The 23,603-nt window shown below is 65.1% G+C and carries 22 protein-coding genes; 6 read left to right on the plus strand and 16 right to left on the minus strand.

The window, feature by feature from the left end; genetic code table 11:
• Nucleotides 1–37: 37 nt before the first annotated feature.
• Nucleotides 38–913, plus strand: a complete 876-nt coding sequence (locus P2PM1_RS15000; RefSeq protein ID WP_186399606.1) for a universal stress protein — start codon at nt 38–40, stop codon at nt 911–913.
• 74 nt (nt 914–987) lie between these two features.
• On the opposite strand, the gene P2PM1_RS15005 is transcribed toward P2PM1_RS15000, so the two are convergent.
• The 10 genes from P2PM1_RS15005 to P2PM1_RS15050 all read right to left on the minus strand — a co-directional run bounded on the left by P2PM1_RS15005 (nt 988) and on the right by P2PM1_RS15050 (nt 9,644).
• The gene (locus P2PM1_RS15005) at nt 988–1,329 is read right to left on the minus strand and encodes a RidA family protein (RefSeq protein ID WP_186399607.1); all 342 of its coding nucleotides are present in this window, start codon (nt 1,327–1,329) and stop codon (nt 988–990) included.
• Between the two features lie 151 nt (nt 1,330–1,480).
• Nucleotides 1,481–2,794 carry an aspartate aminotransferase family protein gene (locus P2PM1_RS15010; RefSeq protein ID WP_186399608.1) on the minus strand — a complete coding sequence of 438 codons (1,314 nt, stop codon included), beginning with the start codon at nt 2,792–2,794 and terminating at the stop codon, nt 1,481–1,483.
• Nucleotides 2,795–2,808: 14 nt separating this feature from the next.
• Nucleotides 2,809–3,477 carry a cysteine hydrolase family protein gene (locus P2PM1_RS15015; RefSeq protein ID WP_186389132.1) on the minus strand — a complete coding sequence of 223 codons (669 nt, stop codon included), beginning with the start codon at nt 3,475–3,477 and terminating at the stop codon, nt 2,809–2,811.
• Nucleotides 3,474–4,502: a branched-chain amino acid ABC transporter permease gene (locus P2PM1_RS15020; RefSeq protein ID WP_186389133.1), complete on the minus strand. Its 1,029-nt coding sequence runs from the start codon at nt 4,500–4,502 to the stop codon at nt 3,474–3,476. Before P2PM1_RS15020 ends, P2PM1_RS15015 begins: the two co-directional genes overlap by 4 nt.
• Nucleotides 4,503–4,513: 11 nt before the next feature.
• A complete protein-coding gene (locus P2PM1_RS15025; RefSeq protein WP_186389134.1) occupies nt 4,514–5,404 on the minus strand; it encodes a branched-chain amino acid ABC transporter permease in 891 nt (296 codons plus the stop codon).
• Nucleotides 5,405–5,406: 2 nt separating this feature from the next.
• A complete protein-coding gene (locus P2PM1_RS15030; protein ID WP_186389135.1) occupies nt 5,407–6,114 on the minus strand; it encodes an ABC transporter ATP-binding protein in 708 nt (235 codons plus the stop codon).
• Nucleotides 6,107–6,841 (minus strand): ABC transporter ATP-binding protein, encoded by a 735-nt coding sequence (locus tag P2PM1_RS15035; RefSeq protein WP_186399609.1) that lies wholly within the window; start codon nt 6,839–6,841, stop codon nt 6,107–6,109. Before P2PM1_RS15035 ends, P2PM1_RS15030 begins: the two co-directional genes overlap by 8 nt.
• Before the next feature lie 51 nt (nt 6,842–6,892).
• Nucleotides 6,893–8,065 carry an ABC transporter substrate-binding protein gene (locus tag P2PM1_RS15040; RefSeq protein ID WP_186399610.1) on the minus strand — a complete coding sequence of 391 codons (1,173 nt, stop codon included), beginning with the start codon at nt 8,063–8,065 and terminating at the stop codon, nt 6,893–6,895.
• 122 nt (nt 8,066–8,187) lie between these two features.
• Complete coding sequence (locus P2PM1_RS15045) at nt 8,188–8,838, minus strand: isochorismatase family cysteine hydrolase (protein ID WP_186389138.1); 651 nt, start codon at nt 8,836–8,838, stop codon at nt 8,188–8,190.
• Nucleotides 8,838–9,644: an N-formylglutamate amidohydrolase gene (locus tag P2PM1_RS15050; RefSeq protein ID WP_186399611.1), complete on the minus strand. Its 807-nt coding sequence runs from the start codon at nt 9,642–9,644 to the stop codon at nt 8,838–8,840. Before P2PM1_RS15050 ends, P2PM1_RS15045 begins: the two co-directional genes overlap by 1 nt.
• Nucleotides 9,645–9,801: 157 nt before the next feature.
• Here P2PM1_RS15050 and P2PM1_RS15055 point away from each other — a divergent pair, with 157 nt between their 5' ends.
• Together P2PM1_RS15055 and P2PM1_RS15060 are read left to right on the plus strand one after the other, a co-directional pair.
• Entirely contained in the window at nt 9,802–10,704 is a 903-nt protein-coding gene (locus P2PM1_RS15055; RefSeq protein WP_186389195.1) for a MurR/RpiR family transcriptional regulator, read from the plus strand.
• Complete coding sequence (locus tag P2PM1_RS15060; protein WP_244301531.1) at nt 10,694–12,007, plus strand: glutamine synthetase family protein; 1,314 nt, start codon at nt 10,694–10,696, stop codon at nt 12,005–12,007. The genes P2PM1_RS15055 and P2PM1_RS15060 overlap by 11 nt, the downstream gene beginning before the upstream one ends.
• On the opposite strand, the gene P2PM1_RS25705 is transcribed toward P2PM1_RS15060, so the two are convergent.
• The 5 genes from P2PM1_RS25705 to P2PM1_RS15085 all read right to left on the minus strand — a co-directional run bounded on the left by P2PM1_RS25705 (nt 12,004) and on the right by P2PM1_RS15085 (nt 18,466).
• Complete coding sequence (locus tag P2PM1_RS25705) at nt 12,004–12,462, minus strand: integrase core domain-containing protein (protein WP_186399612.1); 459 nt, start codon at nt 12,460–12,462, stop codon at nt 12,004–12,006. The genes P2PM1_RS15060 and P2PM1_RS25705 overlap by 4 nt on opposite strands.
• On the minus strand, nt 12,459–13,040 hold the full coding sequence (locus tag P2PM1_RS15070; protein ID WP_186389141.1) for a dienelactone hydrolase family protein: 582 nt from the start codon (nt 13,038–13,040) through the stop codon (nt 12,459–12,461). The genes P2PM1_RS25705 and P2PM1_RS15070 overlap by 4 nt, the downstream gene beginning before the upstream one ends.
• A 526-nt stretch (nt 13,041–13,566) precedes the next feature.
• Entirely contained in the window at nt 13,567–14,115 is a 549-nt protein-coding gene (locus P2PM1_RS15075) for a GNAT family N-acetyltransferase (protein WP_186389143.1), read from the minus strand.
• Between the two features lie 43 nt (nt 14,116–14,158).
• Nucleotides 14,159–17,272, minus strand: a complete 3,114-nt coding sequence (locus P2PM1_RS15080) for a multidrug efflux RND transporter permease subunit (protein ID WP_186399613.1) — start codon at nt 17,270–17,272, stop codon at nt 14,159–14,161.
• A 9-nt stretch (nt 17,273–17,281) separates the two neighbouring features.
• Nucleotides 17,282–18,466, minus strand: a complete 1,185-nt coding sequence (locus P2PM1_RS15085) for an efflux RND transporter periplasmic adaptor subunit (RefSeq protein ID WP_186399614.1) — start codon at nt 18,464–18,466, stop codon at nt 17,282–17,284.
• 160 nt (nt 18,467–18,626) lie between these two features.
• Between P2PM1_RS15085 and P2PM1_RS15090 the strand changes: the two genes are divergently transcribed.
• Together P2PM1_RS15090 and P2PM1_RS15095 are read left to right on the plus strand one after the other, a co-directional pair.
• Nucleotides 18,627–19,310 carry a response regulator gene (locus P2PM1_RS15090; RefSeq protein ID WP_186389146.1) on the plus strand — a complete coding sequence of 228 codons (684 nt, stop codon included), beginning with the start codon at nt 18,627–18,629 and terminating at the stop codon, nt 19,308–19,310.
• A gap of 2 nt (nt 19,311–19,312) precedes the next feature.
• Nucleotides 19,313–20,443: an ATP-binding protein gene (locus P2PM1_RS15095; protein WP_186399691.1), complete on the plus strand. Its 1,131-nt coding sequence runs from the start codon at nt 19,313–19,315 to the stop codon at nt 20,441–20,443.
• Between the two features lie 130 nt (nt 20,444–20,573).
• Here the strand turns inward: P2PM1_RS15095 and guaA are convergent, their stop codons facing one another.
• A complete protein-coding gene (guaA, locus tag P2PM1_RS15100; protein WP_208985287.1) occupies nt 20,574–22,139 on the minus strand; it encodes a glutamine-hydrolyzing GMP synthase in 1,566 nt (521 codons plus the stop codon).
• A gap of 245 nt (nt 22,140–22,384) precedes the next feature.
• Between guaA and P2PM1_RS15105 the strand changes: the two genes are divergently transcribed.
• A complete protein-coding gene (locus tag P2PM1_RS15105) occupies nt 22,385–23,593 on the plus strand; it encodes a lipopolysaccharide assembly protein LapB (RefSeq protein ID WP_186389182.1) in 1,209 nt (402 codons plus the stop codon).
• The last annotated feature ends 10 nt before the right edge of the window (nt 23,594–23,603 follow it).

Here is a 23,603-nt window from a genome sequence, read left to right on the forward strand (position 1 = left end):
TGTCTGTGTAGGTCGGGAACGGCGGAGAACACGCGCAATGAAGACAATCATGGTGGCCACCGATTTTTCCGAGCGGTCCGACCGCGCGCTGCGGCGCGCCACGCTGCTGGCACGGCAGACCGGCGCCAGCCTGTCGCTGGTTCATGTGGTCGACGACGACCAGCCGCAACGGATCGTCGACGCCGAGCGCGAGGTGGCGTTGCGCCTGCTTTACGAGCAGTCCGCGACGCTGCGCCGGATCGACGGGGTGGCTTGCGAGACCCGCGTGGTCCTCGCCTCCCCCTTCGCCGGCATCGCGCAGGCGAGTGAAGATGAGACGCCGGACCTGCTGGTGCTCGGTCCGCATCGCCGGCAGGTGCTGCGCGACGCCTTTGTCGGCACGACGGCCGAACGTGCCATCCGCTTCGTCGCCTGCCCGGTGCTGATGGCCAACGCGCCTCCGGTCGGCCCCTATCGCAACGTCCTGCTGGCCACCGACCTGTCCGATGCCTCGCGCGCGGCGATCGAAACCTTCCGCGCGCTTGCCTTGCACGGGCATGCGCGGCTTTCCGCCCTCCATGTCTTCGACGCCCCGGCGATCGGCCTTGCCATGGGCCATTCGCTGAACAAGGAGGACAAGGAGCATTATCTGGAACGGGAGCGGAACGAGGCGACCGGCAAGCTTGCGGCCTTTTTCGACGGGCTCGACATCGCGCCGGCCGAATATCTGGCGCGCCACGACGCATCGGGCACGGCCGACGAGATCCTGGCCGCGGCGCGGCAGGACGAGGCCGGGCTGGTCGTCGTCGGCACGCGCGGTCGCGGCGGCCTTGCCAAGTTCCTGCTCGGCAGCGTCGCCGAAGAGGTGCTGAGGAACGCCACGATGGATGTGCTTGCGATCCCGCCGGGTCCGGCCACAGCGGACGCCGGTTGACGCACGGCACGACGCCGGCCCGCAACGCGGGAGCGAAAAAGGGACGGCGGGTCGCCCCGCCGTCCGCGATCAGATCAGTCGCAGGCGGCGGTGACGATGATCTCGACCTTGTATTCGGGCGTAGCCAGCTTCGCCTCGCCGCAGGCGCGCACGGGCGCGCAGCCGGCCGGCACCCAGGCGTCCCACACCGAGTTCATCTCGGCGAAGTCGGTCATGTCCGCCAGCCAGATGATCGCCTGCAGCATCTTCTCGGGCGAGGAGCCGGCGCGGGCGAGCAGCGCCTCCACCTCAGCGATGCAGTCGCGGGTCTGCTCGGCGACGGTCGCGCCCTCCCCGACCTGGCCGGCCAGATAGACAACGCCATTGTGCTTGACGATCTGGCTCAGGCGCGTCCCGACATCGATACGTTCGATCATTCCAAGTCTCTCCTTGTGTGCCGACCCGGCCAGACGACCGGCGCGGCCCGTCCGCCCGGAATCGCCGGCCTCAACGACGGGCCGAGGGTCTGTCTGACAGGCTTCGGGCCAGCCATGCAAGGGATGATGGGAGCGCCGGGACGAAGGAGCCTTACCAGCCGGCGAATCCGGCAAGCAGGTTCTCGTCGACGCGCCCGTTTTGAACATCGTCAAGCGCCTGGCCCAGAATGGCGACGCCCTCCAGGGCCTGCGCCTCGGTAAGCGTCAACGGCGGCGTCAGTTCCAGGACATTGGAATGGACCCCGACATAGTAGAGCACGAGCCCCAACTGATAGGCGCGGTAGACCGTCAGTGCCGCCTGCCGCGATGCCGGCCGACGGGTGCCCCTGTCGGTGACGAGCTCGATCCCGAGAGCGAGACCGCGGCCGCGCACCTCCCCGATCAGCGGCTGCGTTGCCGCCAGCCTGCCGAGAGCCTCGAAGAGCACACGGCCTGTGGCGTTGGCATTCTCCGCCAGCCTGTCGCCCTCGATGGTTTCAAGCACCGCCAGAGCCGCGGCCGAACAGACCGGATTGCCGTGGACGGTCTGCAGCGAGAACGCCACCGCATGGTTCATCACGGTTTCGGGCCCGACGACGGCGGAGATCGGCAGGCCTCCGCCCAGTCCCTTGCCGAAGACGACGATGTCCGGCTCGATGCGACAATGCTCGAACGCGTTGAACCGGCCGGTGCGACCGAGTCCGACCTTCACCTCGTCGGCGACGATGAGAATGCCGTGCTTCCGGCAGATCGCCTCCACGGCCTGGAAGTAGCCGTCCGGCGGCACCAGCATCCCGCCGTCGGACTGAATGGGCTCGATGAAGAAGGCTGCGATCTGCTGCGGCGGGGCTTCGCTGGCGAGAGCCTGCTCCAGCGCCTCCAGCGCTTCCCGCTTTGCGGCTTCCGGACCGCCGCTGGCATAGCTGTCGGGATAGGGCACGAGCGTCAGCCCCGCGGCGCGCGCCCCCTGCTGGGCCGGATGGCCGGACACCGCCATCGAGCCGACGGTACCGCCATGATAGGCACCTTTGAAGGCAAGGATGCGGGGGCGGCCGGTTGCGGAGACGACCATGCGCGCGACGGTCTCGTTGGCATCGGACCCGGAATGGCCGAACCAGACGCGGCCGCGGGCACGCTCCGGCGCCAGCGTGAGCAGTTTCTCGGCCAGCCGCACGCAAGGCTCGTTGGCGCTCGACAGATAGCTGGCACCGGCCTGGTTCGACAGCGCCCGGTTCACCGCATCGCGCAGCGCCGGGTGGGAATGACCGAGGCTCGCAGCCCCCCAGGAGGCGGACAGGTCGAGAAGCCGGCGCCCATCCTCCCCGGTCAGATACGATCCGTGACCGCCTGTCACCGCCTGCGGAAAGAACCGCAGATGCGCCATCGTGGAGACCGATCGGCTTTCTCGGGCATAGAGACCAGACATCGGCGCGCGCCCTTTCACTTGAAGAAGGTCACGACCTCGTCGAGCTGCGCGACGTGGCAGTAGATCATGTTGATGATCTCGAGCTCGCGCCTGTGCAGCTCGTCCGTCGCGGCGGCGGCGCAATCATCGACGACGATCACCCCGAAGCTCTCGTCCGCCAGGCTGCGCACGGTGGACGACACGCACTGGTCGGTGAAGATGCCGCAACAGATGACGTCCTTGATCCCCATGTTGTGAAGGATCAGGCGCAGGTTGGTTCCGGTCAGGGCGCTGTCGGTCGTCTTGGTGATGACGATCTCGTCCGCCCTCGGCGCAAGCTCGTCGACGATCTGCCCCTCGGGCAGGTCCTTCGGCAACAGCAGGTAGTTGAAGCCCGGCTTCTTCTGGCTCAGCGAGCGGTCGCGGCCGTCGGGTTTCAGGCAGGCGATGCGGGCGAAGATCACCTCGACCTTGCGCTTGCGGCAGTCCTCGATCAAGCGCGCGGTGTTCGGGATGACGGTCTGGCGCATGCGATCATAAAAGGGCTGCCAGCGGGCGGTTTCCTCGGGCGTGTCCTTGGGCGCGAGATAGGTGTTCTGGATGTCGATGACCAGCAACGCCGTGGTTTCCGGGTCAAGGACGATATCCTCCGGCTCCTCGGCATTGGCATAGTAGAAGGAGCGATAATCGGTCTTCCAGGTCATGAACGTGTCTCCTTCCTGGCGCGGAGGCGGGCGAGGATGTCGCCGATCTCGCGACTTGGGAAAATGCCGCCGGGCTTGAGGATCATCACCGCGATCATGGCGAGCGCCAGCACGATTTCCGTCAGGCCGATGACCTGTCCGGCGCCGAACGACGTGGCGTTGAGCATGCTTTCGGTTCCGCGCAAGCCTTCATAGGCCACGGTTATCAGCACGGTTCCGACAACCGCGCCGGTTACGGTGTTGGCGCCGCCGACGACCAGCATGGTGACGATCAGGAAGGTCTCCTTGAGGTAGAAGGCCTTGGGCGAGAACGACGTGATGAAGTGCCCCCAGAGCGAGCCGCCGACGCCGGCGAGGAACGCGGCAAGGATGAAGGCGCGCCACCGCAATGCGGGAATGTTGGCGCCAAGCGCGGCGGCGGCGACCTCATCCTCGCGAGAGGCGCGCAACAGCTTGCCGGTGCGGGACTCCTTGAAGACCAGCGCGGCGATCACCGCCAGCACCGCCACGCTCGCCGCCGTGGGAAGGTCCGTCGTCCGTGGCAGGCCGAAGAGCGTGCGCGGACCGTTCGTCAGGGCGCTCCAGTTGTTCATCACCGTGTAGAGCACGACCAGCAGCGCGAAGGACGTGATGACGGCTGCCGCATCGGACAGGCGCATCAGCGGATAGGCGATCGCCGCCGCCACTGCCGCCGCGACCAGGCCGCCGGCGACCATCGCGAGAAGCGGCGAGACCTCGACGGCCGTCAGGAACGGGTAGAGGTCGGGCAGCGCCATCCCCTTCATCTGCGAGGGAATGGTGAGAACCGCCGATGTGTAGGCACCAAGGCCCATGAAGCCGATATGGGCGAAGGACAGGAGGCCCGAATTGCCCATGAAGGTCTGCAGACCCACCACAAGCACCAGCGAGATCATCAGGTTCGTGGCAATGCGGTCATAGAGGCGGATGCCGATGAGGTGGCTGCCGACACCGATGATCACGATGACGGCAAGCAGGACGAGGGCGGTGAGATGGGAGGGTTTCAAGGCAGCGCTCCTCAGGTCCGCTGCCCGCTCGCCGGGCCCTTGATGAGGCCATCGGGACGCCAAAGCAGGATCAGGATCACGAGTCCGAAGGTGAAGGCGTCGCGGAACTTCAGGAGATCCTGCGACAGGGTGTAGTTGAGCGTGGTGTCGATGAACGCCAGCAGGAAGCCGCCGATGACCGCCCCCGGCAGGCTGCGCATGCCGCCGATGACCGTGGCAATGAAGGCGACGAGCAAGGGTTCGAGGCCGATCCCCGGCACGACCGTGCCAATGCGGCCGATCCACAGGATGCCGACCACTCCGGCGAGAAAGCCCGACAGGGCGAAGGCCAGCGAGATGATGAGGTTCGCCGGAACGCCCAGCATGCGCGCCATGGTGAAGTTGCTCGCCGCCGCACGCATCGCGATGCCGAGCGTCGTCTTCCGCATCAGGAAGGCGACGGCCGCCAGCAGCACGATCGACGCGGCGATCGTCAGCAGGTTGCGGACCGGCGTGATGGCACCCGCGATCACCACCGTTTGCGAGAAAATCTCCGGCAACGGCACATAGCGGGGACGCGGCGAGATGAACAGAAGCGCCGCGTTCTGCAACAGGTTGGAGAACGCGAAGGAGGTGATCAGCACCGCCGTCACGGATTTGGCGCGCACGGGGCGGAACGCGGCATAATCCGTGAAGATGCCGAAGACGACCGCCATGGCCAGGGCAAGGACCGCCATGACAATCCAGGGCAAGCCGGAGCCGCCGGTCAGGTACAGCGTGTAGCCCGCGACCATGATCAGTTCGCCGTAAGCGAAGTTCACGAGGCGCAGGATGCCGTAGATGATGACGAGGCCGAGGGCCATCAGCGCATAGGCACCGCCAAGGCTCAGCACGTCGATGACGAATTGGATGGTGAACGCCATGCTCAGCCTCCCAGATAATGTGCGCTGAGATCGGTGGTCGACCTGATCTCGTCGGCGGTTCCGGAAGCGACGATTTTTCCGAGCCGCAGAACATAGGCGCGGTCGGCAAGGGCCAGCGCCTGGTTCACGTTCTGCTCGACCAGGAAGATGGTGAGGCCCGTCCGCTTCAGCGTGTCGATCATCTCGAAGATCCGGTCGACGATCGCCGGCGCCAGACCGAGGGAGGGCTCGTCGAGCAGCAGCACGGTGGGACGCGACATCAGGGCGCGGGCGATGACCAGCATCTGCTGCTCGCCGCCCGAAAGCGTCCCGGCCGCCTGATGCTTGCGCTCCGCAAGACGCGGAAAGAGCGTGTGGACCCGTTCGAGATTGTCGCGATTGCCGGCGCGGTCCCGGCGATGGATATAGGCGCCGAGCATCAGGTTTTCCGCGACCGTCAGATCGGGGAAGACGTCGCGGGTCTCCGGCACGGTCGCAAGGCCGGCACGCACGACCTGCTCGGGGCTGCTGGCGGTGATCGCGACCCCGCCCAGCGTGATGGAGCCGCCGGAGGCCTTCAACGCGCCGGCGATACATTTGAGCGTGGTGGACTTGCCGGCGCCATTGGCCCCGAGCAAGCTCACCAACTCGCCCTTTGCGAGATGGAAGCTGATGCCGCGAACCGCCCGGATCGAGCCGTAGTCCACGGAGAGGTCCCGGACATCAAGCATGGGTCGCCCCCTTGCCGAGATAGGCTTCGATAACCGCCGGATGGCTGCGGACATGGGCGGCATCGCCTTCCGCGATGGTCCGGCCGGACGCCAGCACATGCAGCCGGTGACACAGCCGCATGATCAGGCTCATGTCGTGATCGATGATGATGAGACCGAGCCCCCGGCTTTTCGGAAGCTCGGCAAGGGTGTGAAGCAGCGTTTCGGTCTCGGCATCGTTCATTCCCGCGGCCGGCTCGTCGAGCAGCAGGAAGCGCGGTTCGGCAGCAAGCGCTCGCGCGATTTCCACCCGGCGCTTGTCGCCATAGCTCAGGCTCTCGCCGAGTTCGTCGGCCTTCTCGCCGAGGCCGAATTCGCCGAGCAGGGTCCTGGTCCGCTCCCGCGCCTCGTCACGCGGCGTCCCCTTGGCCAACGCTGCGGCTTCGACATTTTCGAACACCGTCATCGCGTTGAAAAGCCGGACGATCTGGAAGGAACGGCTGACGCCCTGAAGGGCGATCTCGCGCGGCGAGAGGCCTGAAATGGTCGTATCGCCGATGCTGACACGGCCGGCGGCCAGCTTCACATGGCCGGTGATGGCATTGATCAGCGTGGTCTTGCCGGACCCGTTCGGCCCGATAAGTCCGACGATCTCACTGGTCGAAACGGCGAGAGACACGTGGTCGAGGGCGCGCAGGCCGGCGAACTCCACCGACACGTCGTTCAGCGCGAGGCGCGATTCTGACATGGCTTTTCCAAACGAAGATGGGCCGGCCCGTCAGCCGGCCCAAAAGTGCAATCAGGGCTTGGGAAGCGAGTCAGGCTTGCGCCAGCCGACGAAGCTCGGCGTGCCGCCCTTCAATTCGATCATCGCCGCGGCCTTGTTCGGAACGTGCCCCTCCTCGGCGGTGCCGTAGTCGAGATCGCCGGTCAGAAGCTTGAACTGGCCGTCCTCGAGAGCCTTGGCGAGCGCCGCGCCCTCGGTGGTTCCGGCGGCCTTGATGCCCTCGGCGATCAGCATGATCGTGTCCCAGCCCGTGGAGACGAAGGACGTGTCGGGTGCCGAACCATGCATGGCGGTGTAGAGCTCGATGAATTCCGCCATGTCGGGATGCGCCTCGGGGCCCATCCAGGTATGCGTGACGAAGAAGACGTCGTTGCCGAACTTCTCGCCGAGCGCCTCGTGCATCGCCGGATCGTCATAGGCGTCGCCGCCCAGCACGGGCGCGTCGTAGCCGACTTCACGCAGAGCGCGAATGATGATGCCGATGTCCTGACCATAGGACGAGACGAAGATGACGTCGGGCTTCGTTCCGAGCGCCTGCAGACGCGCAAGCTGCGCCGAGAAATTGTTGTCGCCGTTGGTATAGGTGTCTTCCAGCAGGATCTCGCCGCCATTCGCCTTGAACTGCTCGACGAAATACTTGGAGAGCGACTTGGTATAGGCGATGAACTGATCGGTGACGACATAGGCCGTCTTCCAGCCCTTCTCCTTGATCGCGAAATCGGCCGCCGCCGCCCCCATCGTGGTGTTCCACATGGAGAGCGTGAACTGCTTGTCGCCCAGCGACCACGACGAATAGAGCGGATCGGACGCGCAGGTCGAGATGCCGACGAGGCCGGCGGCCTGGGCTTCGCGGCTGGCGGGCGAACCGAAATCGAAATCGCAGGGCGCAACGATGACCGCCGCGCCCTTGTCGATCAGTTCGACCGCGACATTGCCGACCGTGACCGGATCGGACTTGCCGTCGATATTGATGAACTCGATCTGCTTGCCGAGCACGCCGCCATTGTCGTTGAGGTATTTCACCGCCACCTGGGCGCCGTAGTAGCCGGGCGTGTCGAGCGGAGCCTGAATGCCGGTCATCGACAAGGCGCCGCCGATCACGATCTTGCCCTCATCGGCGAGCGCCGCGGAGCCGGCCAGCGCCACGCCGGCGGCTGCCATCAGAATTCTGGACGTCTTCATCATGGTTGTTCCTCTTTTCTGGAAGGTGCCTTTCGGCTGCGAACTGACAAGCGGGCCTGCCTTCTTGGGCTTATTCGCCGCGTTCTCGGGTGTCTCCTTGGTCCTTTCCTCAATCCGCCTTTCGCTTACTGGCCGATCTCCTTCAGAAGATCGGCGGTCGAGATCTGCCGGCAGTAGCCTTTGATGGCGTTGAGCGAGAAGTCGTGACGCTCCTGCGAGTAGGTGCCGCAGGCGTCCGGCACGAGCGTGACCAGGTAGTTGAGGTCGCAGGCGTCACGAACGGCGGATTCGACGCACTGATCGGTGAGCAGTCCGCACAGCACGATCTGCTTCACGCCGAGATTGCGCAGCACATAGTCGATATGGGTCGAAACGAAGACGCTGGACGAGCTTTTCGGAAAGACGATTTCGTCCTCAAGCGGCGCCAGCTCGTCGATCACCTTGCCGTCATGCGATCCCTTCGCCACGTTGAAGCCGGTGATCTTGTAATCGAGGCTCCGGTCGCGGCCATCCTTCGTCAGACTCTCGATCGTGGTGTGCAGAACCTCGATCCCTGCCCTGCGGAACCCCGCCAGCAGCCGCTGCATGTTCGGGATCGCCACCTCGTGGATGCGCTTGAAATAGTACCCGTATTTGCCGGCGATATCCTCGTCCGAGACATCCTTGAACTCGCCGCCGTCCCGCAGGACCGAGAAGTTCTGGACATCGATAAAGAGGATCGCGGAGGCAGCCGGATCGAGCGGGATATCGCGTGTGGTCGGATGGGCTGCGGCCATCATACGCTTCCTTCAAGGCTTTGCGCCGCCAGACGAAGGGAGGCAGCCAGCCGGTCCGCCCACTCCCGCTGTCCGCGGTCATCGGTGATGAGATCGTTGCGCGTTTCGATCAGCACGTGCGGGATGCCGCGCCTTTCGCCGTGAACGGGTATCGTGTAGTCGGAGAGATCGTCGACGACATAGGGCTCGTTGAGCTTGACCGTGACATGCGGATTGGCGCGCGCGAACAGGTCGGCCAACCGTTCGGCAAGACGGGCGTCGCGATTGTACAGCAGGCCGAGTTCGAAATCCCGCCGGGCGCCCGTTGCGCGCATGACCGGAGTGAAACTGTGGACGGTGACGAGAAACAGCGGGCCGCCGCCGGCTTGCCGATCATCGAGCGCCGCCGCGATCGCGGCATGCAGCGGCCGGTGGATTTCCTTGAAGCGGCGGCGCCGGTCGATCTCGGCAACCTCCGCATTGGCGGGCACCACGGTGCCGTCGCTCTGCCTGACGACACAGCCGTCGGACTCGTAGGGACGATTGCAATCGATCACGAGGCGGCTGTAGCGCTGCAGGATGAGAGGCGCGTCAAGGCGCTCGGAAAGCCCCCGGGCAAGCCCCTCCGCGCCGACGTCATAGGCGATGTGCCGGTCCATTTCCTCCGGATCAATGCCGAGATCGCCAAGCGCCGAAGGCACGGCACGCCCCGCATGTTCGCAGATCAGGAAAATGGCGGATCGGCCGGAGATGTTGACCCATTCCACCGGATGCGGGTCGCCCGACTGCAGCAGTCCAGTGATGTCGGGATCTGCGAACCTGAGCATGGAGGACGGTATCCGTGAGGCGGCCAGGACGATCTCGGCACGCGGGGCTTCGATACCGCAAATCAAAGAAATTTATCGATCATAGTCAATCGCATTTTTCCATTTGACTAATTTTTTCCAAAAAGGGAATATCCGCTCCAACAAGGGGAACTCGCCAATGAGCGATGTGACTTCGTCTTCGACGATCCGCACAAGAATTCGGGAAGCATCCAGCCAGCTCACCGCAAGCGAACGCAAGATCGCCAACGCCATCCTTGCCGACTATCCATTCGCTGGTCTGGAGAATATTCAGGAGCTTGCCGCCAGGACCGGCGTCAGCGCTCCGTCGATCACGCGATTTGTCAGCAAGATCGGCTGCGGCGGGTTCCAGGATCTACAGAGGCAGTTGATCGCCGAGCTGAAAGCCGGACAGAGCTCGCCTGTCGACCTGATGTCCAGCCAGACCCCGGTCGGCCACTCGGATTTTCTTTCGGAGTATGTGGCGCGCCTCTCGGCCGTGATGCAGGAAATGGTCGAGACCGTGCCGCAGGCACAGTTCGACAGTCTCGCCAGCCTCCTTGCGGACCCAACCCGCAACATCTTCCTGCTTGGCGGCAGGGTGAGCGACTGCATCGCCTCGTTCCTGTCCGTTCATCTCCGGCAGATTCGCAGCGGCATCTATCACATGGCCGACAATCCCGAGTTCTGGCCGGAACATGTGTTGCGCATGCGCAAGAAGGACGTGGTGCTGATCTTCGACTTCCGCCGCTATCAGATCAGCCTCTCCCGGCTTGCGAAATCCATTGCGGAACAGCGCGGAGCGACGATTGTCGTCGTGACCGACAAGTGGATGTCGCCGGCGGCAAGACACGCCGATCACATCGTGGCGCTGCCGATCGATGCCGGCACGGCCTGGGATACGGCCGCGGCCGCCCTGGCCCTTGTCGAGGCACTGATCGTGCGCGTCTCCGAGACCGACTGGGAAGCCACACAAAAACGCATCAGGGACTGGGACGGCATTCGCTTCGCAATGCCCGGATACGACCAGGACAGACTGAACGGGGATGTCGATGAGACGTGAGGAAATGATGGTCGCCTGCTGCGGCGACCTTTCGGGCAAGGTACGCGGCAAGGCTTTCCCTGTGTCGCAGTTCGACAAGCGCCTCAAGCGGGGCGTCGGCTGGACGCCGACCAACGTGCAGATCACCTGCTTCGACGCGATCGCCGACAGCCCGTTCGGCTCGCTCGGGGATCTCGTGCTCATTCCCGATCCCGCGACCCGCGTCAGCATCGAGAGCGAGGCGGGAGCGCCGAACGAGAACTTCGTGCTCGGCAACATCCGCTATCTCGACGGCCGCCCCTGGGAGTTCTGCACGCGCTCGATCCTCGAGGCCGCGCTCGCGCGGTTGAAGACGGTTGCGGGCGTGACGCTGTACGGCGCTTTCGAACACGAGTTTCAGATCAAGCAACTGACCGGGGAGATCGGCAAGGCCTTCACGCTCGCCGCATTCCAGGAAGAGCGTCATTTCTGCGAAGCCGTCGTCGCCGCCATGCGCGATGCGGGCGTGACCCCGGACACGATCCTGAAGGAATTCGGCGCCGGCCAGTTCGAGGTGACGATGGGGCCGCAAAAGGGCGTGACGATCGCCGACCATTCGCTGGTCACACGCGAAATCGTCGGCCTCGTGGCGCGTGAACTCGGCTACGATCCGACGTTCACCCCGATCCGCGATCCTGCCGGCGTCGGAAACGGCGTCCATGTTCACCTGAGCATGCTCGATGATGCGGGCAATCCGGTGACCCACGATCCGCAGGGCAAGCACGAGCTCTCCGACGTCGCCGGCATGTTCGTCGCCGGGATCCTGAAATATCTGGATGCGATCATCGCCATCACCGCCCCGAGCGTCGTGTCCTATCTCCGGCTGACGCCGCACCGCTGGAGCGCTGCCTTCAACAATCTCGGTTTTCGGGACCGCGAAGCCTCGGTGCGCATCTGCCCGGTGTCCGACATCAGCGACATCGCCCGCGCCGCCCAGTTCAATTTCGAGTTCAGGGCAGCGGATGCGGCGGCCAACCCGCATCTGGCCCTGGCGGCGATCGTGCATGCCGGTGTCCAGGGCATTGAAGAGCGGTTGCCGGTACCGGAGGCAACGCAGGAGGATCTGTCGCTGCTCGACGCCGACGCCCTTGCCGACCGCGGCTTCATTCGGCTCCCGCAGACGCTCGAGGCCGCCCTGGAGCGGTTCGAAGGAAACCCGGTCGTTCGCGACTGGTTTCCCGCCGGGTTTACAGAAGTCTATGTGAAACACAAGAAGGGTGAGATCGCCTACCTGGACGGCAAGACGCAGGGCGAAATCTGCGCGGCCTACGAAGCGGTCTATTAGCGCGGCGACCCGCGCGATCCGAAACGCACCGCCGGTCCCCGAAGGGCCAAGCGACAGCCCTTCGGGATGCCGAAGACGTCACGCCACTCTATTTTTCCGAAACAAGCATCTGATATCCCTGGAGAAAGAAAATACTCGGGCGAGAATACCATGTGATCTGGGCCCTGGGGTCCCTGCCGCTCAGCGCAGAGCCCTTGGATTGATTTTTGGCCCCATGCGGCCTGGTTTCCCGGTCTCCATTTGATGGCGTGTTCGTACGGCGTCATGTTACCGAGCGCCGAATGTGGCCGGGTGCGATTGCAGTCCTTACGCCACCTGGCGATGCCCGGCCTCACCTGACCGAGGGTGGTGAACAGCGTCTCGTTCAGGCATTCGTCGCGGAAGCCGCCGTTGAACGCGTCCACCCCGGCGTTCTGGGCCGGTTTGCGCTCAAGCGAGGCGCGCGCCTGGATCATAGGCGATCCAGGAACTCAAGCACTCGGAGGGTGAGCAGTGCGGTCGCATCCGCGTCGTACGACGGAAGCGAGCTGTCAGCGAAGTAGTGCTGATCGCCTGGGTACAGGAAGAGTTCCGCCTCCGCGACTTTCTCCACCAACTCGCGGGCGGCGTCGATATCGCCCTCGCCGACGAACATCGGGTCATTGTCCATCCCGTGGATTTGAGCTGCCACGCCGTCCGGCCAAGGCCCGAAAGCCCACTCGCCAGTTATCGGCAGGCAAGAGTGGAAGAGCAAGGCCCCACGGGCGCCGGGCCGGGTCTGCGCAAGCTGCTGTGCCGGCAGCACACCGAACGAGAACCCTGCGTAGACAAGTTCGAGAGGCAATCCGTCGGCGGCTCTGACGCCGCGCTCCCGCATTTCATCGAATCCCGTCTCCCCGATATAGGCAAGCCCCTCGTCGATACTTTGAAAGGTGAGCCCGTTGAACAGATCGGGCGTGTGAACGACGTGCCCCCCGGCTCGCAAGTCGTCGGCGAAAGCGCGCACACCCGGGGTCAGCCCCTGCGCGTGATGGAACAGCAAGACCTCAGCCATATGGAACCTTCCGGTTGGATGATCGCGGGCATGTCTGACCTGCTACTGCGCGACGAATGCCGTCGACATGCAGAGAGTATTGGAGCGCGGATCAGGACGGAAGGCGCCCGCGAAACAAACTGCAGCCATCAGCAAGGCGCGATCTTGAGACTTCCCGGAAACCAGCCTCGTTCATCCAGGTGCGAGAGTGACTTTCGGGGTATGAGCCACCGTGTCGGTAGGGGTTCAAAAAAGTCAGGTTCATGAAAACGCCTTCGAACGGCCCCATCCCCATCGGCGAGGTGCACCGCCACGGTCCGCGGCCTTGTACTTTCGCCTTTGGTATCAGTGTCTTAAAAGCCGCGTCGGTGAGCTTGGGCACTCCCTACTCTGATTTTTGAATGCCATAAGAGATTGATTTTATTTCAAAAAAACTTGCTTTGCCCGTCAGCGTCGAGGAGTAGGCCGTCAAAGCTGGCGCAGTCAACGCTCACCCTGCCATCGCCGATCGCCGGGATGGCGGACGTCCAAGAGGCCATCCTGTGCTCTACGCGACCAGGCCCCGCATATGCTTCTCGAAGCGGAACATGTCGTCGTCGCCAGGCAGACCCGGCTCACTCGGACGGTGAGGATCCGGGTGGCCGGCGTGGTGGTATTCGACGATGTGGAAGCCGCAGACGTTGACGTAGAAGTGGATGTTGCGCTTCTCGAAGTAGGGCGTGTGGGTGATCCAGACCTGCGTATCCGGATATGCCGCCTCGATGGCGGCCCAGGCCTTGCGACCGATGCCGCGCCCCAGTTCATCGGAGCGCACGTAGAAAAAATCGAGCGAGTTATGCTGCGTTTCGGTGTCGATCGACACCACGGCGCCGCCGACCCAGCGGCCGTCTTCGAGAATCCGGTGAACGACGGCGTTCGGCGCCGCAAAGGAGGCGGCCACGTCGTCGTCGGACGGGATCGGGCCGTCGTCGACCGATCCGAAGGTTTCCACGACCGCGACCGCGAAGGCGTCCTGAAGATCTTTGCGGAAGCGCGGCAGGTCGTCCTCGCGCGCGATGTCGAGGGTTACCTGGCCAGTTGTGGTTGCGGATTTCATCAATATTCTCCGAAATCTATGTTGAGATGCGGCTGGCCATTGGTCACGTTGTGACCGCTTCGGCAGGTCCTTGCTTCGTTTTCCGCCCAGCAAATCGCATGATGAGCGTGAAGAAGACAGGCACGAAGAGCACGGCAAGGACCGTGGCCGAGATCATGCCGCCGAAGAGGCCCGTCCCCAGCGCGTTCTGCATCTCGAAACTCGGCCCCTTGGCGATGACCAGGGGCACGATGCCGAGCGTGAAGGCAAGCGAGGTCATCACGATCGGCCGCAGGCGGAGGCGCGATGCCGCTATGGCCGCCTCCCCGAGGCTCCTGCCCTCCGCGTGCAGCTTTCGCGCGAACTCCACGATCAGCACCGCGTTCTTCGCCGACAGGCCGATCAGCGTGATGAGGCCGACCTTGAAAAACACGTCGTTTTCCATGCCGCGCAGGTGCATCGCGATGACCGCTCCGAGAATGCCCAGCGGCACGACCAGCATGACGGACAGCGGAATGGCCCAGCTTTCGTAGAGCGCTGCCAGAACCAGGAACACCACCAGGAAGGAGAAGGCGACGAGGATCGGCGCCTGCGCCCCGGCCTGGCGTTCCTGGAACGACTGCCCGGTCCATTCCACGCCATACCCACCCTGCAACTTCGATGCGAGGTGCTCGATCTCGGTCATCGCAGCACCACTCGACACGCCCGAGGCGGCATCGCCGGAGATGCTCAGCGAGGGATAACCGTTGTATCGGTTAAGCTGGAGAGGGCTGACCGACCACTCCGGCGTGACAACTTCAGCCAGCGGAACCATCCCGCCCTTGTCGTTGCGCACGTGAAGCTTGAGGACGTCTTCGACCTGCATGCGGTCCTTGGCTTCAGCCTGTATGATGACCTGCTGAAGCCGGCCCGCACGCGGGAAATCGTTGATGTAGGTCGAGCCCATCGCGGCGGCAAGCGTATCGCTGATCATCGAGAAGTTGACGCCGAGCGCCCCGGCCTTCGCGCGGTCGATGTTGAGGCGGACGCTCGGACCGCTCGGCAATCCGTCGACCCGGACGTTCTGCAGGAGCTTGCTGCCTCCCGCCAGCTTGATGAGGTCGTCGGCAACTTCCTGCAGCGCCTCCGCCCCGTTGCCGCTGCGATCGACAAGGCGCATCGCGAAGCCGGACGTCGTGCCGAGTTCCTCGATGGTGGGCGGCTTCATCACGAGGATTTCGCCTTCTGTCGTTTCCTGCATCGCCGCGCTGGCAGCCGCCACTTCTGCGTCGGTGCTGCCCGTCCGTTCGCTCCAGTCGCGCAGCGTCGTGAACGACATGGCGGTATTTGGTCCAGATCCGGAGAAGCTGAAGCCCATGACGGAGAGGTTGTTCGCAATATCGGGACGCGTCGCGACATGGCGGTCGAAGCCTTCCACGATCGCCTTGGTGCGCTCGGCCGTCGCGTCGGCCGGGAGCGTGTAGGACGTCATGAATGCGCCCTGGTCTTCGTCGGGCACGAAGGCGGTCGGCAACGAACTGTAGCCGAAGGCCAGCGCGCCTACGATCGCGGCGTAGACCAGCATCACGCGCATACCGCGTTTCACCAGTGCTCCGACCCAGGCAGTGTAGCGGCCCGTCAGCCGCTCGAAACCGCGGTTGAACCACGCGAAGAAACCCTTGCGCTCGTGATGAGGCGCGACCGGCTTCAGGATCGTGGCGCAGAGCGCAGGTGTCAGGCTGAGAGCGAGGAAGGCGGAGAAGAGGATCGAGACCGCCAGCGAGACTGTGAACTGGCGGTAGATCGCGCCGACAGAGCCCGTCGCCAGGCCCATCGGCAGGAACACCGCGGTCAGCACCAGCGTGATGCCGATGACGGCGCCCGCGATCTCGCGCAGGGCGCGACGCGTGGCATCCCGCGGCAAAAGGCCCTCGGTCGCCATCAGCCGCTCGACGTTCTCCACCACGACGATCGCGTCGTCGACGATGATGCCGATGGCCAGCACCATGCCGAACATCGTCAGCGCGTTGATCGAATAGCCGATCATCCACATCACCGCGAAGGTGCCGAGCAGCGCGATCGGCGCGACGATCGCCGGGATCAGCGTGTAGCGGATATTCTGGAGGAAAAGCAGCATGATGAGGAACACCAGCACCATTGCTTCAACCAAGGTCTGGACGACCTTGGTAATCGAGATCTTCACGAAGGGGGCAGTGTCGTAGGAGACTGCATAGGCGACGCCGGACGGCATCGAGGGTGCCAGTTCGGCCAGCCGTGCGCGGACGTTCTCGGACGTGCTGACCGCATTGGCGCCGGGCGCGAGCTGGACCGCCGCCGCCGTCGCCTGCTTGCCGCCGTCGAAGATCGAGAAGCCGGAGGACTGGGCTCCGACCTCGATGTGGGCGACGTCGCCGAGCGTCAACTTCGATCCGTCAGGATTCGACCGCAGCACCACCGCTGCGAACTGCTCCGGCGTCTCGAGCTGTCCGCTGACGCTGAGCGGCACGCTGATCGTCTGGCCGGGGACACTCGGCTCCTCTCCGAGCCTGCCCGGAGCCACCTGGATGTTCTGCGTCTGGATCGCCTGGATGATCTCGGCCATCGACAGCGAGTAGGATGTGAGCAGAGCGGGATCCACCCAGACACGCATCGCGGCCTCCGAGCCGAACGACTGCACGCGGCCGACGCCTGGCACTCGCTTCAGCTCCGGCGAAAGCTCGCGGGCGAGATAGTCGTCGAGCGCCAGAGGATCGACCGCACCGTCGGCCGACCGCAGCGAGACGATCATGAGAAAACCCGAAGATGCGGCTTCAACCGACAGTCCAGCTCGCCGGACCTGTTCAGGCAGGCGGGGCTCGACCGACTTCAGACGGTTCTGCACGTCGACCTGAGCAAGCTCGGGGTCGGTCCCCGGCTTGAAGGTCACCGTGATGGAGGCGTTGCCGGAAGCGTCTGCCGAGGATTCGAAATAGAGGACGTTCTTGACCGCCGACAGCTCGCGCTCGATCGGCGCCGTCACGCTGTCGGTGACGGTCTGGGCGCTCGCGCCGACATAGCTCGCATTGATGCTGACGCTGGGCGGCGCGATCACGGGAAAGCGCGAGACAGGCAGTTGCGGGATCGCGACGATGCCGGCGATCGTGATGAAGATGGCGATGACCCAGGCGAAGACGGGGCGGTCGATGAAGAATTGGGGCATGGGGCGTCTCTACTGTGTGTCCGTCCGGACGACAGGCTGGTGCGCCACCGTCTGGAGCTTCATTCCGTCGGTCGCGCGATCCTGGCCCCGGACCACGACCTCGTCGCCGGCGCTGATGCCTGACAGGATCACGTACTGCCGGTCGACCAGCGGACCCAGTTCGACATTGCGGCGCCATGCCGACTTGTCGGCTCCGACGACCGTCAACTGCGGCCGGCCGGAGCTGTCACGCACGATGGCTTCCTGCGGCACCGTCAGGGCGTTGGGATGGACTGAGCGAGGGAGTCTTGCGCGAAGGTACATGCCGGGCAGCAGTTGATCATAAGGGTTCGGCACCTCGACGCGGATCGTAATGCTGCCCGTTCCCGGATCGACAGCGCTGTCGGAGAAACGGATGGTGCCTTGATACTCATAGGGCTTGCCCGTGATGGTGAGAATGTCGACCGGCAGCCCGCCCGCCTCGTCTGCCTGTCCGTTCGCAAGCGCCTCTTCGAGTGCCTCACGGCGCATCGACGGCTGGTGGACATCCAGGAAGAGGTGATCCAACTGCTGGACGACGGCCATTGGGTTGGTAGCGCCCGCCGTAGCGAGTCCGCCTTCGGTGATGAGTGCTTGCCCCACCCGCCCGGCGATCGGGCTGGTCACGGTGGCATGGGCCAGCTCGAGCAGGCGACGCGTCAGGTTTGCCCGCGCCTCTGCCACGCTCGCACGCGCCTGTGCCAGCGCCGCCTTCGCGTCTCCCAGGGCGGCGGCGGTCGCGGTCCGGCTTTCGGCCAAGGCCTTGATACGATCATGCTTGAGGGAGGCGTTGAGCTCGTCAGCCTCAGCGCGCGCCAGCACCGCCGAAGCGGCCTCCACATCGGCAGCGAATGGCGCGGGATCGATCTCGAACAGAGGCTGGTGGGCAGAGACCTCGGAGCCCTCCTTGAAAAGCACCTTGCGGACGATCCCGCTGACCTGTGGCCGTATCTCGGCGGTGCGCCGCGCGGACACGCGTCCCGGCAACTCCTCGTAGACGACGACGCGACGGGGCTGGACGGTCAAGGTCGCCACGCGTGCGACCGCCGGTTCAGCCTGTTCCCGCGCACTTGCAGCCTGAGACGCTCGCGGCTCCCCGTTGTCGGAACAGGCGGCGAGAACCAGCAAGGCAATGCCGAGAACTGTGCGGGTGAAGTGCCTGCGGGTACGCATCATCGGGACATCCTTCAAGACCATCGATCGCTCGAAGCGACGACGCCCATATCAACCCGGACCGTTTGCGCAGTGTGGAGGTTTTATGGAGACTTGATGGACGAGAGGCCAAAGCACTCGACGGCAGTCGCTACGGATGGCATCCCTTGAGCAGGAGAACGCCATGGCCGCCCTTGTCCTGATTGCCGAAGACGACGAAGAAATCGCTTCTATCCTGGACGCCTACCTCCAGCGGGAGGAGTTCAGGACCGTGCTCGCCCGCGACGGCCGCACCGCCCTCGATCTCCATCTCGCTTTGAAGCCGGATCTCGTCCTGTTGGATGTGAACATGCCCCGTCTCGACGGCTGGGAAGTCCTGGCGGAACTTCGCCGGCGCGGCACCACCCCAGCCATCATGATCACTGCGCTCGACAAGGATATCGACCGCCTTCAAGGTCTTCGCATCGGCGCTGACGATTACGTCGTCAAACCGTTCAATCCGATTGAGGTTGTGGCGCGCGCCAAGGCCGTGCTCCGGCGCTCGGGGCTGGCGACGGCGGGCGGCGTTCTGCGCGTGGGCGATCTCTCCATCGATCTCGATGGCTATCAGGCGAGCTTCGGGACGGGCAGCGAGGCCAGGCCGCTGGCGCTGACCCTGACCGAGTTCCGCATCCTCGCCCATATGGCGCGCAACCCCGGCAAGGTGTTTACGCGCGGCGAGCTTGTCGATGCTTGCCTCCCCGGATCGGACGCCCTGGACCGGACGGTGGACAGCCACCTCAGCAAGCTGCGCAAGAAGCTCGAACAGGCAGGGGCACACGGGCTCCTGCCCGGCGTTCGCGGCATCGGCTACAGATTGTCGGCGTGACGATGGACGCGCGCACTGGGCTGAGCCGTCAGATCCTTATCGCCATGTCAGCGATCACCGTCCTGGCTGGCATCCTCGTGTTCTTCGGCACCTATCTCATCTACTCGGTTTTCGTCGCCGTCTATCCATTGCCGGAAGCGGATGGCTGGCTGACATCACTTGACCTCGTGATCTTTGCCGTGTTGGTCCTCGTCACCCTTCCGATTGCCGCCTTGGTGGCGCTGCGGCTCGCGCGCCGCATCCTCGATCCGTTGGAGTCGCTGGCCCGCAGCGCTCGCCAGATCGCCGCTGGCGACCTGTCGGCCCGGGCTACGGCAAGCGACAAGGCGCTGGGCGAAACGGCCTCACTCGTCGGCGACTTCAACACGATGGCGCAGCGACTGCAGGACATGGCCGCCGACATGGCGCTGTGGAACGCGACGATCGCACACGAACTGCGTACACCGCTGACCATCCTCAAGGGGCGCCTCCAGGGGATCATCGACGGGGTGTTCGAACCGGACGAGCCCACGCTTCGACGGCTGATCCTTCAGGTCGACGGCCTCGCCCGGTTGGTCGAGGATCTGCGCACGGTGACGCTTGCCGATAGCGGCCATCTCGATCTCCGTATCGTGCCGACCCGCCTGGCCCAGGAGGTCGAGGAAATCGCCGCGCTCCTATCGCCCGATCTGGCTTCAAGCGGTTTCGATCTGGCGCTCGACCTCGACGACATCGTTGTCGACGCGGATGTGACACGCGTGCGTCAGGCGGTTCTCGCCCTGATCTCGAATGCGCGGCGCCACGCCATCCGGGGCACGATCACCATCAGCCTGAAGGCGGTTAACGGAACAGCGGTGCTCGCCATCTCCGACCAAGGACCAGGCATCGACACCGATCTAGTCGGCCGGGTGTTCGACCCGTTCGTGCGCGGCGATCCCGAGCGTGCGAAGGAAACTGGAGGAAACGGGCTCGGTCTCTCCGTCGTGCGCGCGGTCATGGAGGCGCATGGGGGAAATCTTCGGTACAGGACCGCGCCAGGCGGCGGCGCACTCTTCGAGATGGATTTTGCAGCATCCAAGGAAAAGCGCTCTGCCTTTGAGGCGTGTAGCTCGCTGGCTCGTAGCAGCGTCACCGACCCGCGCACCCGTTCTTAGCCCTGAGACCACGGCAGCTTGACTTGTGGAAGATTTGAGCGCTGACAGAAGGCTGGTTGGAATTACCCTGCACTTCAATGTGTTATGGCGTATCGGAGCGTAGAAATGGATACTGCCGGAGGGGCAAAAATCACTCCCACTCTATGGTGCCCGGCGGCTTCGAGGTGATGTCGTAGGTGACCCGGTTGATGCCCTCGACCTCGTTGATGATCCGCGTCGCGGTCTCGCCGAGGAACTCGTGGCTGAACGGGTAGTAATCCGCCGTCATGCCGTCGACCGAGGTCACCGCGCGCAGGGCGCAGGCATAGTCGTAGGTCCGCCCGTCGCCCATCACGCCGACGGTGCGCACCGGCAGGATCGCCACGAAGGCCTGCCAGATCTCGTCATAGAGCCCATGGCGGCGGATCTGGTCGATATAGACCGCATCCGCCTTGCGCAGGATGTCGAGCTTGGCCCGCGTGATCTCGCCGGGACAGCGGATCGCAAGGCCGGGGCCGGGGAACGGATGGCGGCCGATAAAGCTGTCCGGCAGGCCGAGCTCGCGCCCGAGCGCCCTCACCTCGTCCTTGAACAGCTCGCGCAAGGGCTCGACCAGCTTCAGGCCCATCTTCTCCGGCAGGCCGCCGACATTGTGGTGGCTCTTGATCGTCACCGACGGGCCGCCCGAGAAGGACACGCTTTCGATCACGTCCGGATAGAGCGTTCCCTGCGCCAGGAACTCGGCACCCTCGATGCTGTTCGCATGCTTCTGGAACACGTCGATGAACAGCTTGCCGATGGTCTTGCGCTTCACTTCCGGGTCGCTGACGCCCTCCAGCGCCGACAGGAACAGCTCCTGCTCGTCGGCATGGATCAGGCGGATATTGTAGTGGTCGCGGAACATCGCCACGACCTCCTCCGCCTCGCCGAGACGCAGCAGGCCGTGATCGACGAAGACGCAGGTGAGCTGGTCGCCGATCGCCTCGTGGATCAGCACCGCCGCAACCGAACTGTCGACGCCGCCGGACAGGCCGCAGATCACCTTCTTGTCGCCCACCTGCTCACGGATCTTGCGGATCGCCTCTTCGCGATAGGCGCCCATCGTCCAGTCGCCGGTGAAACCGGCCTGCCTGACGAAGTTCTCGTAGAGCCGCCGGCCGTTCGGCGTGTGGTGCACCTCCGGGTGGAACTGCACCGCATAGAAGCGGCGGGCCGGATCGGCGGTGATGGCGAAGGGCGCGTTGGGCGAGGTGCCGAACACTTCGAAGCCCGGAGCAAGCCGGCTGACATGGTCGCCATGGCTCATCCAGACCTGCTCGCGCCCGTCCTCGAACCAGCCGTCGAGGAACGGCAGCCGCTGCTCGGTCGGTGTCACATAGGCGCGGCCGAACTCCGCCGTGCCGCCGCCGCCGGAGATCTTGCCGCCCTCCACCTGGCCGCCAAGATCCTGCATCATCACCTGCTGTCCGTAGCAGATGCCGAGGATCGGCACGCCGAGCTGATAGACGGAGGCCGGCGGGCGCGGCGATCCCTCGCGGACCACCGAGTCCGGGCCGCCGGAGAAGATCACCGCCTTTGGCCGGAACTCGGCCAGGAAGGCGTCGGTGACGTTCTGGAAGGGATGGATCTCGCAATAGACGTTCAGCTCGCGCAGCCGCCGCGCGATGAGCTGGGTTACCTGCGAGCCGAAATCGATGATGAGGAGCTGGTCGGTCATGGGCAGCTAATAGCCAAAGCGCCGCAGGTTTTGAACAGGAATCTTGTCCTCCCGGCCCTGCGCCTGCCGCAATGCCGCAATCTCGCCGGACGGCTGCGGATAACTGCGGGAACGGGCGTGGGAACTTTGACCATGCGGGCGAAGCACCCTACGCTCCCGCAATGACCTGCCCTCCGGAGGCGCGGCCGAATCGCCGCGACCCGAGCCGGGGAAGCACAAGCGCGGCTCAGGAGCCCACCCGATCCATGGCCTCATTCCTCTCGCCGCCCGAAGCCTCCGACGCCCTCATCGCGGCCGCCGCGCGCGAGGCCGCCGGCGACTTCGACGGTGCGCTCGACATCTACCGGGCGCTGATGACCCGCGACCCGGACGATTTCGAGGCCCGCTACCGCGCCGGCACCGCGATGATGCGCAAGGGCGACCTCGACGAGGCGGTGACGCTGCTGCGCCAGGTGGTGTTCTCCCGGCCCGAGCACGGCCCCGCCCGCGCCAATCTCGGCAATGCCCTGCTGCTGCTCGGCCGCGACGAGCAGGCCCGCGAGGCGTTTCTCGCCGTGCTCGACTTCGACCGCGACAACCGCAACGCCCTCTATGGCCTGTCCACCATCCTGATCCGCTCCGGCCGCCACGCCGAGGCCGCGCCCCATGCCCGCCGCCTGCTCAAGGCGATGCCGGAAAGCGCCGCCGCCCTCACGCTCGACGCCGATGCCCAGGCGCCGCTCGGCAATGTCGCCGCGGCCATCGCCCAGTACCGCCAGGCCCTGCGCCTCGACGAGACCTATGTGCCGGCGCTCAAGGGACTTGCCCGGACCCTGTTCCGCCAGGCCCGCGTTGAGGAGGCTCTCGACGCCGCAACCCAGGCGGTGGTGCGCGGGGCGGCGGATGCCGAGATCATGGCGCTGCTCGGCTCGATCCATCTTGCCGGCGAGCGCTGGAGCGAGGCGATCGAGGCCTTTGCCGGCGCGCAGGAGCTCGAACCCGACAATCCCGACCACCCGATCCAGCTCAGCCATGCCTGCCGCAAGGCAGGCGACCTGGCCGGCGCCCTGTCCAATGCCCGCGCTGCATGGGAGCTGGATGGCGACAACCGTGCCGCCGGCAACGCGCTCGGTACCGCGCTCGCGGCCGCCGGCGCCGGGCTGCAGGCGCGCAGCGTGCTGATGGCTGCGGGCCAGCGCGACCGGGTGCCGGAAGGGGTCTGGCGCGATCTCGACGTGCTGGTGCCGCAACTCGAGCGACAGGCGCTGGAGCGGGCGCAGGAGGCCGCCGAGCGCGCCGAGCGCCTGCTGTCCGAACGACAGCAGGACGACGCAGCGGCCGCAGTCGCGCCGACGGGACCCGCAGCCGAGGACATTGCCCCGCAGGGCGCGCAAGAGGCTGCGCAGACGGACACCGACCCACCGGGCGAGACGCGACGGGACCAGGAGAACCTGCCGCTCTTTCCCGGCATCTGACGAGGGCCCG

It is taken from the genome of Stappia sp. P2PMeth1 (genome assembly GCF_900185735.1).
Taxonomy (GTDB): domain Bacteria; phylum Pseudomonadota; class Alphaproteobacteria; order Rhizobiales; family Stappiaceae; genus Stappia.

Coding starts and splice junctions, on each gene's coding strand:
- P2PM1_RS15010 (WP_186399608.1), bottom strand. CDS start 2,794: ATGTCTGGTCTCTATGCCCGAGAAAGCCGATCGGTCTCCACGATGGCG.
- P2PM1_RS15040 (WP_186399610.1), bottom strand. CDS start 8,065: ATGATGAAGACGTCCAGAATTCTGATGGCAGCCGCCGGCGTGGCGCTG.
- P2PM1_RS15080 (WP_186399613.1), bottom strand. CDS start 17,272: ATGCCCCAATTCTTCATCGACCGCCCCGTCTTCGCCTGGGTCATCGCC.
- P2PM1_RS15105 (WP_186389182.1), top strand. CDS start 22,385: ATGGCCTCATTCCTCTCGCCGCCCGAAGCCTCCGACGCCCTCATCGCG.
- P2PM1_RS15025 (WP_186389134.1), bottom strand. CDS start 5,404: ATGGCGTTCACCATCCAATTCGTCATCGACGTGCTGAGCCTTGGCGGT.
- P2PM1_RS15090 (WP_186389146.1), top strand. CDS start 18,627: ATGGCCGCCCTTGTCCTGATTGCCGAAGACGACGAAGAAATCGCTTCT.
- P2PM1_RS15050 (WP_186399611.1), bottom strand. CDS start 9,644: ATGCTCAGGTTCGCAGATCCCGACATCACTGGACTGCTGCAGTCGGGC.
- P2PM1_RS25705 (WP_186399612.1), bottom strand. CDS start 12,462: ATGATCCAGGCGCGCGCCTCGCTTGAGCGCAAACCGGCCCAGAACGCC.
- P2PM1_RS15095 (WP_186399691.1), top strand. CDS start 19,313: ATGGACGCGCGCACTGGGCTGAGCCGTCAGATCCTTATCGCCATGTCA.
- P2PM1_RS15030 (WP_186389135.1), bottom strand. CDS start 6,114: ATGCTTGATGTCCGGGACCTCTCCGTGGACTACGGCTCGATCCGGGCG.
- guaA (WP_208985287.1), bottom strand. CDS start 22,139: ATGACCGACCAGCTCCTCATCATCGATTTCGGCTCGCAGGTAACCCAG.
- P2PM1_RS15060 (WP_244301531.1), top strand. CDS start 10,694: ATGAGACGTGAGGAAATGATGGTCGCCTGCTGCGGCGACCTTTCGGGC.
- P2PM1_RS15005 (WP_186399607.1), bottom strand. CDS start 1,329: ATGATCGAACGTATCGATGTCGGGACGCGCCTGAGCCAGATCGTCAAG.
- P2PM1_RS15055 (WP_186389195.1), top strand. CDS start 9,802: ATGAGCGATGTGACTTCGTCTTCGACGATCCGCACAAGAATTCGGGAA.
- P2PM1_RS15035 (WP_186399609.1), bottom strand. CDS start 6,841: ATGTCAGAATCGCGCCTCGCGCTGAACGACGTGTCGGTGGAGTTCGCC.
- P2PM1_RS15075 (WP_186389143.1), bottom strand. CDS start 14,115: ATGAAATCCGCAACCACAACTGGCCAGGTAACCCTCGACATCGCGCGC.
- P2PM1_RS15000 (WP_186399606.1), top strand. CDS start 38: ATGAAGACAATCATGGTGGCCACCGATTTTTCCGAGCGGTCCGACCGC.
- P2PM1_RS15070 (WP_186389141.1), bottom strand. CDS start 13,040: ATGGCTGAGGTCTTGCTGTTCCATCACGCGCAGGGGCTGACCCCGGGT.
- P2PM1_RS15015 (WP_186389132.1), bottom strand. CDS start 3,477: ATGACCTGGAAGACCGATTATCGCTCCTTCTACTATGCCAATGCCGAG.
- P2PM1_RS15085 (WP_186399614.1), bottom strand. CDS start 18,466: ATGATGCGTACCCGCAGGCACTTCACCCGCACAGTTCTCGGCATTGCC.
- P2PM1_RS15045 (WP_186389138.1), bottom strand. CDS start 8,838: ATGGCCGCAGCCCATCCGACCACACGCGATATCCCGCTCGATCCGGCT.